The sequence below is a fragment of the Paucibacter sp. XJ19-41 genome, assembly GCF_028462495.1.
Lineage (GTDB): Bacteria > Pseudomonadota > Gammaproteobacteria > Burkholderiales > Burkholderiaceae_C > Roseateles_E.
In genome coordinates this window covers 51,802-65,454 of the sequence record NZ_JAQOWX010000019.1, presented here as the reverse complement: position 1 = coordinate 65,454, position 13,653 = coordinate 51,802, and the positions used below count along the sequence as shown (strand labels likewise).

Annotated in this window: 13 protein-coding genes; 11 read left to right on the top strand and 2 right to left on the bottom strand. The window is 67.0% G+C overall.

Annotated elements, in window-relative coordinates; all coding sequences use genetic code 11:
* The coding region (locus tag PO768_RS07385) for an NAD(P)H-hydrate epimerase (protein ID WP_272645534.1) at nt 1-804 on the bottom strand (804 nt) is incomplete at its 3' end.
* 9 nt (nt 805-813) lie between these two features.
* Nucleotides 814-2,151 (bottom strand): FAD-dependent oxidoreductase, encoded by a 1,338-nt coding sequence (locus PO768_RS07380; RefSeq protein ID WP_272645533.1) that lies wholly within the window; start codon nt 2,149-2,151, stop codon nt 814-816.
* Nucleotides 2,152-2,431: 280 nt separating this feature from the next.
* On the opposite strand from PO768_RS07380, the gene rpsB reads away from it, so the two are divergent.
* The 11 genes from rpsB to lpxD all read left to right on the top strand — a co-directional run bounded on the left by rpsB (nt 2,432) and on the right by lpxD (nt 13,647).
* Nucleotides 2,432-3,178 (top strand): 30S ribosomal protein S2, encoded by a 747-nt coding sequence (gene rpsB / locus PO768_RS07375; protein ID WP_137941764.1) that lies wholly within the window; start codon nt 2,432-2,434, stop codon nt 3,176-3,178.
* A 113-nt stretch (nt 3,179-3,291) separates the two neighbouring features.
* Nucleotides 3,292-4,188, top strand: a complete 897-nt coding sequence (tsf, locus tag PO768_RS07370; protein WP_137941765.1) for a translation elongation factor Ts — start codon at nt 3,292-3,294, stop codon at nt 4,186-4,188.
* A 111-nt stretch (nt 4,189-4,299) separates the two neighbouring features.
* Nucleotides 4,300-5,010 (top strand): UMP kinase, encoded by a 711-nt coding sequence (pyrH, locus tag PO768_RS07365; RefSeq protein WP_137941766.1) that lies wholly within the window; start codon nt 4,300-4,302, stop codon nt 5,008-5,010.
* A gap of 45 nt (nt 5,011-5,055) precedes the next feature.
* Nucleotides 5,056-5,616, top strand: a complete 561-nt coding sequence (gene frr, locus PO768_RS07360; protein ID WP_137941767.1) for a ribosome recycling factor — start codon at nt 5,056-5,058, stop codon at nt 5,614-5,616.
* A 14-nt stretch (nt 5,617-5,630) separates the two neighbouring features.
* Nucleotides 5,631-6,359, top strand: coding sequence for a polyprenyl diphosphate synthase (uppS, locus tag PO768_RS07355; protein WP_269840555.1), 729 nt, complete (start codon nt 5,631-5,633; stop codon nt 6,357-6,359).
* A gap of 2 nt (nt 6,360-6,361) precedes the next feature.
* Nucleotides 6,362-7,213 (top strand): phosphatidate cytidylyltransferase, encoded by an 852-nt coding sequence (locus PO768_RS07350; protein WP_272645532.1) that lies wholly within the window; start codon nt 6,362-6,364, stop codon nt 7,211-7,213.
* Nucleotides 7,210-8,406, top strand: coding sequence for a 1-deoxy-D-xylulose-5-phosphate reductoisomerase (locus PO768_RS07345; RefSeq protein ID WP_272645531.1), 1,197 nt, complete (start codon nt 7,210-7,212; stop codon nt 8,404-8,406). The genes PO768_RS07350 and PO768_RS07345 overlap by 4 nt, the downstream gene beginning before the upstream one ends.
* Nucleotides 8,403-9,782 carry an RIP metalloprotease RseP gene (gene rseP, locus PO768_RS07340; protein WP_272645530.1) on the top strand — a complete coding sequence of 460 codons (1,380 nt, stop codon included), beginning with the start codon at nt 8,403-8,405 and terminating at the stop codon, nt 9,780-9,782. The genes PO768_RS07345 and rseP overlap by 4 nt, the downstream gene beginning before the upstream one ends.
* 36 nt (nt 9,783-9,818) lie before the next feature.
* Entirely contained in the window at nt 9,819-12,095 is a 2,277-nt protein-coding gene (gene bamA, locus PO768_RS07335) for an outer membrane protein assembly factor BamA (protein WP_137941771.1), read from the top strand.
* Nucleotides 12,095-12,604, top strand: coding sequence for an OmpH family outer membrane protein (locus PO768_RS07330; protein WP_272645529.1), 510 nt, complete (start codon nt 12,095-12,097; stop codon nt 12,602-12,604). Before bamA ends, PO768_RS07330 begins: the two co-directional genes overlap by 1 nt.
* Entirely contained in the window at nt 12,601-13,647 is a 1,047-nt protein-coding gene (gene lpxD, locus PO768_RS07325) for a UDP-3-O-(3-hydroxymyristoyl)glucosamine N-acyltransferase (protein ID WP_272645528.1), read from the top strand. Before PO768_RS07330 ends, lpxD begins: the two co-directional genes overlap by 4 nt.
* Nucleotides 13,648-13,653 lie beyond the last annotated feature (6 nt).

The window sequence follows — 13,653 nt, the reverse complement described above, 5'->3', positions numbered from 1 at the left end:
CGCTGCCAGCCAGGCGGCGCCGCGCATGCCGGTGGCACCGCCGACCACCAGCACATCGCCCCAGCTGCCCTTGTGACTGGCGTGCCCGCGCGGTCCGCTGAGCCGCCGCCAGTCGCGCAAGGCCTGTCGCCCCAGCAGCCGCGCATCGGCGCTGCCGGCCGGTGCTTGGCCCAAATCGTCCCACCAGATCTCGCCGCACAGGCTGCGGCCCTCGGCCGTGAACAGGCCGGGCTTCAAGCTCAGCAGCGCCAGCGTGTGCTGCGCCTGCACGCTCAGTGAGGCCCGGCCGCTGTCGCCATCCATGCCGCTGGGCAAGTCCACCGCCAGCGTCGGGGCAGGGTGGTGGTTGATCAGGCGAATCGCCTCGGCGGCGGCGCCCTCGGGCGCGCGGCTCAGCCCCAGGCCCAGCAGCGCGTCGATCAGCAGATCGGCCTTGGGCGGACTGGTCGGCAGCACCGTCTCGATCGCCAGGCCGGCCGCCTGCGCCTGCTGCAAGGCCCAGGCGGCATCGGGTGGCGCGGCGCGGCCGGCGGTGCTGCACAGGCTGATGCGCACCTGCTTGCCGGCGGCCTGCAGCAGCCGAGCGGCCACCAGGCCGTCGCCACCGTTGTTGCCGGGCCCGCACAGCAACCAGATCTGGCGGGCATGCGGCTGCAGTGCCAGCGCCAGCTTGGCGACGGCGGCGCCGGCGCGCTGCATCAGCGCATGAGGCCGGCTTGTCTGCAAGGCCTGGGCCTCGATCGCGCGACTGCTGGCCGTGCCATGCAGCGGCAGGTGCTCGAGCGATCGCAGGGCGGGGCGCATGGGGGCAGATTAGCGCAAACGGCCGATGTCCAGGCCTTCGACATCGACGCCCGGTGATCGGCCCGCGAGCTGGTCGGCCAGCACGCGCGCCGAACCGCAGGCCAGCGCCCAGCCGCTGCTGCCGTGGCCGAGGTTCAGCCAGACGCCGGCCGCACCGCTGGCGCCCAGCACCGGCGGGCCATCGGGCAGCATCGGGCGAGCGCCCTTCCAGCGCTGCGCCTGCGTCGTGTGCGTGGCGCCGGGAAACCAGTCGTGCAGCACCTTGTGCAGGGTGGAGATGGACTTGGCATTGAAGGCGGCCGGGTCGCCGCCCAGCTCGGCGCTGCCGGCCACGCGCACGCGCTGGCCGATGCGGCTGATCGCGACCTTGTAGCGCTCGTCCATCAGGCCGGCGCGCGGGCCCAGATCGGGGTGGGCCTCGAGCTGGCGCAGCGGTGCGGTGATCGAGTAGCCGTGCACGGCGGCCAGCGGTAGCTTCAGGCCCAGTGGGCGCAGCAGCGCGGCCGAGCCCATCGCGGCGCAGACGATGATGGCGTCGAAGCGTTCCTGCTGCGGCTCGATCGGCTGGGGCAGGGTGGACGGGCCTTCGCGGCTGGCGGCCTCGTTGCGCACGATCTGACCCTCGTCGGGCGGCGTGTACTCATGCACCAGCAGCGGCGCGCTGCCCGGCTCAATGCGGCGCACCGTCGTGTGGAAGCGAAAGCGCACGCCCAGGCGCTGGGCCTCGCCGCGCAGCAGATGGGTGAACTGGCGGCAGTTGCCGACCTCGTCCTGCGCCAGATGAATGCCGCCGGCCAGCGCGGTGTCCGGATTCAGGCCCGGCTCGACGGCCCGGCACTGCGCGGCGTCCAGCAGCTTGTGGGCCACGCCCAGCTCGCCCAGCAGTTGCAGGCCTGGCTGGGCGGCGGCGAGCTCGCGCGCGCTGCGCAGCAGCACCAGATAGCCGTCGGCGCGCTCGTAGTCCAGCTGCAGCTGCTGGCGCAGCGTGCGCAGGCGCTCGGCGCTGTAAGCCGCCAACCCATGCATGCGGCGCCGGTTCGTGGCATGGGTTTTGGGCTTGCAGGCTCGCCACCAGCGCCACAGCCAGGACAGCGTAGCGGCGCTCGGCGGGCCGCCCAGCCGCGCCGCGGCATGGCTGGCGAACAGCTGGCGCAACAGCTTGGCTGGCATGCCCGGTGCGGCCCAGGGGCCGACATAGCCGGGCGCGACGATGCCGGCGTTGGCAAAGCTGGTCTCAGCCGCGACGCTGCCGCTGCGCTCGAACACGGTGACCTCGTGGCCGTCCGCGCCGAGCTCGTAGGCGGTGCTGACGCCGATAATGCCGGCGCCTATGACTGCGATGCGCATCTCAGTCTCCCCGCTTCCGGTCGGCAGGCTCGGCTGCCACGGTTTCTTGCATCGCGTCGGCGGCTCGCACGGGGCCGCTGTGCAGGCCTTGCGGGGCGCCGCTCAGGTTATGGGGCATGGGTCGTGTATACTCTTTGGGTTTTGCTGTTTGCGAGTCTGCTCATCCGGGCGGGAGGCAACGCAAAACTAATCGCAAACCGGCTATCGAAAGGTGTTGCTGCTGCTTGAAGTGTGCAGGGCAATTCGAGCCGGATTTTAGACACAACCTTCGGAGTTACCCATGTCCGTTACGATGCGTGAAATGCTGGAAGCCGGCGTCCACTTTGGTCACCAAACCCGCTTCTGGAACCCCAAGATGGCCCCGTATATCTACGGCCATCGCAACAAGATTCACATCATCAACCTCGAGAAGACGCTGCCGGCGTTCGAAGAGGCGATGAAGTTCGTGCGCCAGCTGTCCGCCAAGCGCGGCACCGTGCTGATGATCGGCACCAAGCGCCAAGCCCGTGAAGTCATCGCCCTGGAAGCCCAGCGCGCCGGCGTGCCTTATGTCGACCAGCGTTGGCTGGGCGGCATGATGACCAACTTCAAGACGGTCAAGGGTTCGCTGAAGAACCTGAAGGACATGCAAGCCCAGGTCGACGCCGGCACCCAGCCCGCGATCAAGAAGGAAGCGCTGATGTTCCAGCGTGACCTGGCCAAGCTGGAAAAGAACATCGGCGGCATCCAGGACATGGGCGCCCTGCCGGACGCGATCTTCGTGATCGACGTCGGCTATCACAAGATTGCCGTGGCCGAAGCCAAGAAGCTGGGCATTCCGGTGATCGGCGTGGTTGACACCAACCACTCGCCCGAAGGCATCGACTACGTGATCCCCGGCAACGATGACTCGGCCAAGGCCGTGGCCCTGTACGCCAAGGCTGTGGCCGACGCGGTGCTGGAAGGCCGTGCCAACGCCGGCAACGAGCTGGTGCAAGCCGTGGCCCCGGCCGGCGACGAGTTTGTGGAAGTCAGCGAAGGCGCTTAAGCCTTCAGCGCCTGGGCGAGAGGGGGCTGAGTTCAGCCCCCTTTTTTCAAAGCAAATGCAAAGGGTGCGGTGGGGCGAAAGCACACGGCGCTCGCAAGAAACGGAGAAAGAAAATGGCTGCTATTACCGCAAGCATGGTCGGCGAACTGCGCGCCCGCACCGATGCACCGATGATGGAATGCAAGAAGGCCCTGACCGAAGCCGAAGGCGATCTGGTCCGTGCCGAGGAAATCCTGCGCGTCAAGCTGGGCAACAAGGCCGGCAAGGCCTCGTCGCGCGTGACCGCCGAAGGCGTGGTTGCCACCGCTGTGGTCGGTGCCAATGGCGCGCTGCTGGAAGTCAACTGCGAGACCGACTTCGTCTCGAAGAACGATGCCTTCCTGGCTTTCGTCAACGCCTGCGCCGGCCTGATCGCCGAGCAGGCGCCGGCCGATGTGGCCGCGCTGTCGGCCCTGCCGCTGTCGCAAGAAGGCTTCGGCCCGACCGTGGAAGATGTGCGCAAGGGCCTGATCGGCAAGATCGGCGAGAACATGTCGATCCGCCGCTTCCAGCGCTACGCTTCGGGCGCCAAGCTGGCTTCCTATCTGCACGGCACCCGCATCGGTGTGGTGGTCGAGTTTGACGGTGACGAAGTCGCCGCCAAGGACGTCGCCATGCACATCGCCGCGATGAAGCCGGCCGCGCTGTCGTCGGCCGATGTGCCGGCCGAGCTGGTCGAGAAGGAGCGCAAGATCGCTGCCGAGAAGGCTGCCGAGTCCGGCAAGCCGGCCGACATCGTCGCCAAGATGGTCGAGGGTTCGGTGCAGAAGTTCCTGAAGGAAGTCTCGCTGCTGGACCAGGTCTTCGTGAAGGCCGCCGATGGCAAGCAGACCGTCGGCGCGATGCTCAAGGACAAGGCCACCACGGTGAAGGGCTTCACCCTGTACGTGGTGGGTGAGGGCATCGAGAAGAAGGTGGACGACTTCGCCGCCGAGGTGGCCGCTCAGGTGGCCGCCGCCAAGGGGCAATAAGCCCCGGCAGAAATAAAGGGCGCCAGTGGCGCCCTTTACACTTGTGCCCGCGACTTTGGACCCACGAGGTCTGGAAGAATCGCGGCACTCAACAGCATTGACGAGGTAAGAATGCCCGCGCATAAACGCATCCTGCTCAAACTCTCCGGCGAGGCCCTGATGGGCGACGACGCCTACGGCATCAACCGTGCCACCATCGTGCGCATGGTGCAGGAGGTGCGGGAGATCACGCAAATGGGTGTCGAGGTGGCCGTCGTGATCGGCGGCGGCAATATCTTCCGCGGCGTCGCCGGCGGCTCGGTGGGCATGGATCGCGCCACCGCCGATTACATGGGCATGCTGGCCACGGTGATGAATTCGCTGGCCCTGGCCGACACGATGCGCCAGGAAGGCATGACGGCCCGCGTGATGTCGGCCATTGCGATTGAACAGGTGGTTGAGCCCTATGTGCGCCCGAAGGCCTTGCAGTACCTCGAAGAGGGCAAGGTGGTGATCTTCGCGGCCGGCACCGGCAATCCCTTCTTCACGACTGACACCGCTGCCGCGCTGCGTGGCGCCGAGATCGGCGCCGAGATCGTGCTGAAGGCTACCAAGGTGGACGGTGTCTACAGCGCCGACCCCAAGAAGGACCCGAACGCCACGCGCTACTCGCGCATCAGCTTCGACGAGGCTATCGCCAAGAACCTGCAGGTGCTGGACGCCACCGCCTTCGCGCTGTGCCGCGACCAGAAGCTGCCGATCAAGGTGTTCAGCATCTTCAAGCCGGGTGCGCTCAAGCGCGTCGTGATGGGCGAAGACGAGGGCACGCTGGTCCACGTGTGAGGCGGGTCCCGCGTTAGAGACTAAGACAGAGCAAGGTCAAGAATCATGAGCACTGCAGATATCAAGAAGACGGCCGAACAGAAGATGGCCAAGTCGGTGGAGTCCTTCAAGAGCGAGTTGCAGAAGATACGCACCGGTCGCGCCCACCCTGGCATCCTCGACCAGGTCAGCGTCGACTATTACGGCTCCATGGTGCCGATCTCCCAGGTGGCCAATGTCACCCTGGTCGATGCCCGCACGATCAGCGTCCAACCCTGGGAAAAAGGCATGGGCGCCAAGATCGAGAAGGCGATCCGCGAGTCGGATCTGGGCCTGAATCCCGCCACCCAGGGTGATCTGATCCGTGTGCCGATGCCGGCACTGACCGAAGAGCGCCGCCGCGACCTGACCAAGGTGGTGCGCAATGCCGGTGAAGACGCCAAGATCGCGGTGCGCAATCTGCGCCGCGACGCCAACGAGCAGGCCAAGAAGCTGCTGAAGGACAAGCTGATCACCGAGGACGACGAGCGTCGCAGCACCGACGAGGTGCAGAAGCTGACCGACCGCACGATCGCCGAGATCGACAAGCTGATCTCCGGCAAGGAAGCCGAGATCATGGCGGTTTGAGCGGAAGCGCTGCGGTGACTATCGAGAGCAAGGCGGTCCCCCGCCACATCGCCATCGTGATGGATGGCAATGGCCGCTGGGCGAAGAAGCGCTTTCTGCCGCGCTTCTTCGGCCACAAGCAGGGCGTCGATGCCCTGGTCAAGGTGGTGCAGGCCTGCATCGACCGCGACATCGAGTATCTGACCGTGTTCGCCTTCTCCAGCGAGAACTGGAAGCGGCCCAGCGACGAGGTCTCGGGCCTGATGGGCCTGGTGCTGGCGGCAGTGTCGCGCTATCTGGCGCGCATGGGCGCGATGGGGGTGCGCATCCGCATCGTCGGCGACCGCGAGGCGGTGTCAGACAAGCTGCGCAATGCCTGGAACGAGGCCGAGGCCTCGACCCGCCACAACAGCAAGCTGACGCTCAACGTCGCCTTCAACTACGGCGGCCGCTGGGACATCGTGCAGGCCACCAAGGCTGCGATCAAGGCCGGCGTGCCGGCCGAGGAGATGACCGAGGCCAAGCTCGGCGAGTTCATGGCGATGAGCTATGCGCCCGACCCGGACTTGTTCATCCGCACCGGTGGCGAGGTGCGCATCAGCAACTTCATGCTCTGGCAGGTGGCTTACACCGAGTTCGTGTTTTCCGACTGCCTGTGGCCGGAGTTCGGCGAGGCCCAGCTGGATGCGGCGATCGCCGCCTTCCGTGCGCGTGATCGGCGCTTTGGCGGCGTCAAGGAAGTGCCGGCTGCGGTTGGCGCCTGAGCATGCTCAAACAGCGCATTCTCACGGCCCTGGTGCTGCTGGCGGTCCTGCTGCCGGCCCTGTTCGCGGCCTCGCCCTGGCCGTTCGCACTGCTGACCCTGGTGATGATTGCCACTGCCGGCTGGGAGTGGTCGCGGCTGAACGGTCTGCCCGGCCTGCCGGCCCTGCTGTTCGGCGCCGGTATTGCCGGCCTTTGTGCCGGGACCTTGCTGGCCATGGGCCTGAGCGCACCGCCGGCCTGGTGCTGGTGGCTGGCGGCCCTGATCTGGGTGCTGGGCGGAGCCTATGCGCTGCGCGGCGGGCCGGCGGCCTGGCCGCAGGCTTCCAAGCCCTTGCGGCTGATTCTCGGCGCGCTGGCGCTGTGGGCGGCCTGGCTGGCGATGGCCCAGGCCAAGGCCGTCGGCATCAATTTCCTGCTGTCCATCTTCTGCCTGGTCTGGATGGCCGATATCGCGGCCTATTTCGGCGGGCGGACCTTCGGCCGTCGCAAGCTGGCGCCGGCGATCAGCCCCGGCAAGAGCTGGGAGGGGGTCTGGACCGGCATGCTGGGCGTGCTGCTGCTGGGCTTTGCCTGGGCTTTTGGCATCGATCGCCATCTGGCGGTCGATTCGCCCAGCCTCTATCAGCTCCTGCTGCGGGCTCAGGCCTTGCCCGTTGGTGTGCTGGCCCTGCTGTTCCTGAGCTGCATGAGTGTGGTCGGCGATCTGTTCGAGTCCCTGATCAAGCGGGCCGTCGGTGCCAAGGACAGCAGCCAGCTGCTGCCCGGCCATGGCGGCGTGCTGGATCGGGTCGATGCCTTGCTGCCGGTGTTTCCGCTGGCCCTGGCCCTGAGTTCTCTGAGTCATCTGAAATGAATCTGTCCCAACGTCAGCGTGTTTGCGTGCTCGGCGCCACCGGCTCGATCGGCGTCAACACCCTGGACGTGCTGGCCCGCCACCCGGACCGCTACGAGGTCTTCGCGCTCAGCGCGATGAGCCGGGTCGACGAGCTGGCCGTGCAATGCCTGCAGCATCGGCCCCGTTTTGCCGTGCTGCCCGATCCGGTCCTGGCGGCCCAGCTGCGCAGCCTGCTGCGTGAGCAGGGCTTGAAGACCGAGGTGCTGGACGGCCCGAACAGCCTGGCCGAGATCGCCGCCCACCCCGAGGTCGATGCGGTGATGGCCGCCATCGTCGGCTCGGCAGGCCTGGCGCCGGCCATCGCTGCCGCGCGCGCCGGCAAGAAGCTGCTGCTGGCCAACAAGGAAGCCATTGTGCTGGGCGGCGCGCTGTTCATGCAGGCGGTCGAGCAGGGCGGCGCCAGCCTGCTGCCGATCGACAGCGAGCATTCGGCCATCTTCCAGTGCCTGCCCGAGGACCGCTCGACCTGGCATCAGCGGCTGGACCACATCGTGCTGACCGCGTCCGGCGGCCCTTTCCGCCAGCGCGATCCGGCCAGCCTCGCGGCGGTCACGCCGGACGAGGCCTGCGCTCATCCGAACTGGGTGATGGGTCGCAAGATCTCGGTCGATTCGGCGACCATGATGAACAAGGCGCTGGAGGTGATCGAGGCACGCTGGCTGTTCGGCCTGAGGCCCGAGCAGATCAAGGTCGTGATCCATCCGCAAAGCATCATCCATTCGATGGTGGTGTGCCGCGACCAGTCGGTGCTGGCCCAGCTCGGCACGCCCGATATGCGGGTGCCGATTGCCTACGGCCTGGCCTTCCCGGAGCGCATCGCGACCGGTGCCAAGACCCTGGACCTGGTCGGCGGACCCTCGCTGACCTTCGAGGAGGCCGATGCGATCCGCTTCCCCGGCCTGCACCTGTCCTGGCAGGCCTTGCGCGCCGCCGAGGGTGCGACCGCAGTGCTGAACGCCGCCAACGAGGAGGCGGTTGCCGCCTTCCTGGAGCGGCGCCTGCGCTTCGACCAGATCCACCAGATCAACCAGCGCAGCCTTGAGGAGCTGCATCCCGAGGCCGGTGAATGTGCCAGCGTCGAGGGCCTACTGGCGCTGGACCAGCGTGCCCGCCGTCATGCCCGGGCGCTGATGCAGGGCCTGGCCGCGTGATGGTCACGATCCTGGCTTTTCTGCTGACCCTGGGCGTGCTGATCGTCGTGCACGAATGGGGGCACTACCGCGTGGCCAAGGCCTGCGGCGTCAAGGTACTGCGCTTTTCGGTGGGCTTCGGCCGCGTGATCTGGCGGCGCCAGAACGGGCCCGATGCCACCGAGTTCACCTTGTCGGCCCTGCCGCTGGGCGGCTATGTGCGCATGCTCGACGAGCGCGAAGGCCCGGTGGCGCCGCACGAGCGCGCCAAGGCCTTCAACAACAAGCCGCTGCGCCAACGCGCCGCCATCGTTGCGGCCGGCCCGGTGGCGAACTTCCTGCTGGCGATCGCCCTGTTCGCGGCGGTCAATCTGATGGGTGTCGAAGAGCCCAAGCCCGTGCTGGGCGCGCCGCTGGCCGGCAGCCTGGCCGAGCGCGCCGGCATGCGCGTCGGTGACTGGGTGCAGGCGACCTCGCGCGATGGCCAGGACTGGACCGAGCTGCAGTCGCTGCCCGAGCTGCGCTGGCAGCTGACCCAGGTGCTGTCCGATGGCGGCAAGCTGCATCTGAGCGTCAGCGATGCGCAAGGCCATGGCCGGCGCGTGCTGGTGCTCGATACCGAGGCCTTGCGTGGCCGCGAACTCGATGCGCAGTTGATGCGCGAGGTGGGCCTGGGCGGTGCCTTCAGCGAGCCGGTGCTGGGCGAGCTGGTGGCCGGCGGTGCCGGCGAGCAGGCCGGGCTGCGGCGCGGCGACCGGGTGCTCAGCGTCGATGGCCGGCCGGCCGGTGATGCGGCCGCGCTGCGCGAGCTGATACGCGCCAGCGCCCAGGGCGTCGAGGGCGAGCGAGCGCCCGCGATGCAGTGGCAGGTCGAGCGCGCGGGTCAGGTCTTGATGCTGGAGGTGCGGCCGCGCATCGTCAACGACGCCGGCCAGCGCCTGGGCCGTATCGAGGCCATGCTGGGTTCGGCGCCCGAGTTGGTGACGGTCAGCCATGGGCCGCTGGACTCGCTGTGGCTGGGTGCCAAGCGCACCTGGGACGTCTCGGCGCTGACCCTGACGACCTTCGGCCGCATGCTGATCGGCGAGGCCTCGCTGAAGAACCTCAGCGGGCCGATCACGATTGCCGACTATGCGGGCCAGTCCGCCAAGCTGGGCCTGACCCAGTACCTGAGCTTTCTCGCGCTGGTCAGCGTCAGCCTGGGCGTGCTGAACCTGCTGCCGCTGCCGATGCTCGATGGCGGACACCTGATGTATTATCTTTTCGAGGGTTTGAGCGGCCGCCCCGTTTCGGAATGGTGGCTCCGGCAGCTGCAACGCGCTGGCGTGTTGGTCATGCTGCTGATGATGACTCTGGCCCTTTCCAATGACATGGCCCGCCTGCTGGGCCTGCACTGATCTCACATGTCCTCATCTCATTGCAAGTCTGCGCTGATGCGCCCGTCAATCCTGGCTTTGGCGTTGGCCGCCGCGCTGCAGTCGGGCGCCGCCTGGGCCGTCGATCCTTTTGTGCTGAAGGACATCCGCGTCGAGGGTCTGCAGCGCACCGACCCCGGCACCGTGTTCGCATCGCTGCCCTTCCGCATCGGTGACACCTATAACGACGAGAAGGGCGTGGCTGCGCTGCGCGCGCTGTTCGCGACCGGCCTGTTCAAGGATGTGCGCATCCAGATCGATGGCGACTCGGCCGTGGTCGTGATCGAGGAGCGGCCCATCATCGCCAATGTCAGCTTCATCGGTCTGAAGGAGTTCGACACCGAGGCGCTGACCAAGTCGCTGAAGGACGTGGGCATCGGCGAAGGCAAGCCCTTCGACAAGGCCCTGGCCGACCGCGCCGAGCAGGAGTTGAAGCGGCAATACCTGACCCGCAGCCTGTATGGCGCCGAGGTCAGCACCACCATCACGCCGCTGGAGCGCAACCGCGTCAACGTCAGCTTTGCCGTGACCGAGGGCGAACCGGCCAAGATCGGCGAGATCCGCATTCTCGGCTCCAAGGTGTTCTCGGAGAGCACCTTGACCGGCCTGCTCGAGCAGACCACCAGCGGCTGGCTGACCTGGTATACCAAGACCGACCGCTACTCGCGCGCCAAGCTCAACGCCGATCTGGAGACGCTGCGCTCCTACTATCTGAATCGCGGCTATCTGGAGTTCGCCGTCACCTCGACCCAGGTGACGATCTCGCCGGACAAGCAGAGCATCAATATCGCGATCACCGTCAACGAGGGCCAGCCCTACACGGTGACCGAGGTCAAGCTCGAAGGCGAGTTCCTCGGCCGCGAGGAAGACTTCAAGAGCCTGATCGCGCTGAAGCCCGGCGAGCCCTATCGCGGCGAGGCCGTGGCCCAGACGACCCGGCTCTTTACCGATCTTTACGGCACGTATGGCTACGCCTTTGCGCGCGTCGAGAGCCGGCCCGAGATCGACCGCGCCACCGGCCAGGTGGTCGTGACCTTTGTGGCCGAGCCGCAGCGCCGCGTCTATGTGCGCCGCGTCATCATCTCCGGCAACACGCGCACCCGCGACGAGGTGATACGCCGCGAGTTCCGCCAGTTCGAGTCGGCCTGGTACGACGGCCGCCGCATCAAGGCCTCGCGCGACCGCGTCGAGCGCCTGGGCTATTTCAAGGAAGTCGAGATCGACACCACCGAGGTGCCCGGTGCGCCCGACCAGGTTGATGTGACGCTGACGGTCGAAGAGCGCCCGACCGGCAACATCATGGTCGGCGCCGGCTACTCCAGCGCGAACAGCCTGTCGCTGTCGGGCTCGATCAAGCAGGACAATGTGTTCGGCTCGGGCAATTACCTGGGCATCGAGGTCAACACCGCCAAGACCGGCCGTGCGCTGGTGCTCAGCACGGTGGACCCGTATTTCACGGTCGACGGCGTGTCGCGTGCGATCGATCTGTTCTACCGCACGACCAAGCCGATCAACACGCTGGGCGAGGAGTACGAGCTGGTCAGCCACGGTGCCGCCGTGCGCTTCGGCGTGCCCTTCTCCGAGGTCGACACGGTGTTCTTCGGCCTTGGCTACGAGCTGACCCGCATCACCACCTCGGCCGGCCTGCCCAATAGCTACTTCCTGTTCCGCCATCAGTTCGGCTCGTCCAGCATGGCGATCCCGTTCACGATCGGCTGGCAGCGCGACGACCGCGACAGCATCCTGTCGCCGACCTCGGGCAAATACCAGCGCGTCAATCTGGAGCTCAGCGCGGTCGGCGATTCGCGCTATATGCGTGCCAATCTTCAGTACCAGCACTACATCCCGCTGGGCAACAAGTTCACGCTGGGCCTGAACAGCGAGCTGGGCTGGGGCAAGGGCATCGGCGGTCGCCCCTACCCGATCTTCAAGAACTTCTATGCCGGCGGCCTGGGTTCGGTGCGGGTCTTCGAGGCGAATTCGCTCGGCCCGGTCGACGTGACCGGCTCCTATTCGGGCGGCAGCCGCCGTATCAATGTCAACGCCGAGCTCTATGTGCCCGTTCCAGGGGCTGGCAATGACAAGACCTTCCGCTTGTTCGGCTTCATGGATGCCGGCAATGTGTGGCGCGATGGTGAGAAGATCACCGGCGACTCGGTACGGGCCTCGGCCGGTATCGGTTTGAGCTGGCTTTCTCCCATGGGGCCGTTGAAGATGAGCTATGGTTCGCCGGTGCGCAAGAAGCCCACGGATAGAATCGAGAAATTCCAATTCCAGATCGGGACTGCATTCTGATGAAGAGCAAGCTGTTGAAATCGGTGGCCTTGGCCGCCATGGTGTGTGCATCGACGCTGTCGGCGCAGGCGCAAGAAGTGAAGATCGGCTACGTCAACAGCGAGCGCGTGATGCGTGAGGCCAATCTGGCCAAGGCAGCACAGCTCAAGCTGGAGGCCGAGTTCGGCAAGCGCGAAAAAGAGCTGAAGGATCTGGAAACCAAGCTGCGCGGCGCCGCCGACAAGCTGGAGAAGGATGCCCCGACGCTGGGCGAGGCCGAGAAGACCCGCCGCCAGCGCGATCTGGTCGAGGCCGATCGCGACCTGCAGCGCAAGCGCCGCGAGTGGCAGGAAGACCTGACCCAGCGCAAGAACGAAGAGCTGTCGGTGCTGGTCGAGCGGGCCAACAAGGTCATCAAGCAGATCTTCGATGCCGACAAGTACGACCTGATCGTGCAGGATGCGCTGCACGCCAGCAACCGCATCGACATCACCAAGAAGGTGATCGACGCGCTCAACTCGCAGAAGTGAGCTTCAGCGCCCCGCTGAACGAAGTGATCGCCGCCCTGGGCGGCGATCTTGTTGGTGCCTCCGATCTGCGCATCGCGCGCATCGGGCCGCTGGAGGGCGCGGACGCCGCCACCATCGCCTTTCTGGCCAACCCGCGCTACCGCTCGCAGCTGTCGGCCAGCCAGGCCGGCTGCGTGATCGTGGGCCCGGCGATGGCCGAGGCCGCCGCCGAGCGCGGCGGCGCCTACATCGTCACGCCCGACCCCTATCTCTACTTTGCCCGGCTGACCCAGTGGTGGGCCGCGCGGGTGCGTCCGTCCGCGCCGGCCCGCATTCACCCGAGCGCGGTGATCGATCCTGATGCCGAGCTGGGCGAGGGCGTGGACATCGGGCCGTTGGCCGTGATCGAGGCCGGTGTGCGTATTGCTGCCGGCGCGCGCATCGGCGCACACTGCGTGCTCGAGCGCGGCGCCAGCGTCGGCGCCGACAGCCGATTGGCGCCGCGCGTCACGCTGGGCTTTGATTGCCGCATCGGTGCGCGCTGCATCGTGCACAGCGGCGCGGTGATCGGTGCCGACGGCTTCGGCTTCGCGCCCACAAAATCGGATGACGGGCAGGGCCGCTGGGAAAAGATCGAGCAGCTCGGCGCGGTCGTCATCGGCGACGATGTCGAGATCGGTGCCAACAGCTGCATCGACCGCGGTGCGCTGGGCGACACGGTGCTGGAAGATGGCGTCAAGCTCGATAACCTGGTGCAGATCGGTCACAACGTGCGCGTCGGCGCCCACACGGCGATGGCCGGCTGCGCCGGCGTGGCCGGCAGTGCCGTCATCGGCAGGCATTGCACGGTGGGCGGTGGCGCCATCGTGCTGGGCCATCTGAGCCTGGCCGACGGCGTGCATGTCTCGGCCGCCACCGTCGTGACCCGCTCGATCGCCAAGCCCGGCACCTATAGCGGCGTGTTTCCCTTCGACGACAATGCGAGCTGGGAAAAGAACGCCGCCACATTGAGACAATTGCACGCGCTGCGTGAGCGCCTGCGGGCGCTGGAAAAGAAGTTATGACGACAT

Bases quoted from the DNA above. Each gene is read 5' to 3' on its own strand.
- PO768_RS07350 (WP_272645532.1), top strand. From the start codon at position 6,362: ATGCTCAAACAGCGCATTCTCACGGCCCTGGTGCTGCTGGCGGTCCTG.
- PO768_RS07330 (WP_272645529.1), top strand. From the start codon at position 12,095: ATGAAGAGCAAGCTGTTGAAATCGGTGGCCTTGGCCGCCATGGTGTGT.
- bamA (WP_137941771.1), top strand. From the start codon at position 9,819: ATGCGCCCGTCAATCCTGGCTTTGGCGTTGGCCGCCGCGCTGCAGTCG.
- PO768_RS07345 (WP_272645531.1), top strand. From the start codon at position 7,210: ATGAATCTGTCCCAACGTCAGCGTGTTTGCGTGCTCGGCGCCACCGGC.
- PO768_RS07380 (WP_272645533.1), bottom strand. From the start codon at position 2,151: ATGCGCATCGCAGTCATAGGCGCCGGCATTATCGGCGTCAGCACCGCC.
- pyrH (WP_137941766.1), top strand. From the start codon at position 4,300: ATGCCCGCGCATAAACGCATCCTGCTCAAACTCTCCGGCGAGGCCCTG.
- tsf (WP_137941765.1), top strand. From the start codon at position 3,292: ATGGCTGCTATTACCGCAAGCATGGTCGGCGAACTGCGCGCCCGCACC.
- frr (WP_137941767.1), top strand. From the start codon at position 5,056: ATGAGCACTGCAGATATCAAGAAGACGGCCGAACAGAAGATGGCCAAG.
- rpsB (WP_137941764.1), top strand. From the start codon at position 2,432: ATGTCCGTTACGATGCGTGAAATGCTGGAAGCCGGCGTCCACTTTGGT.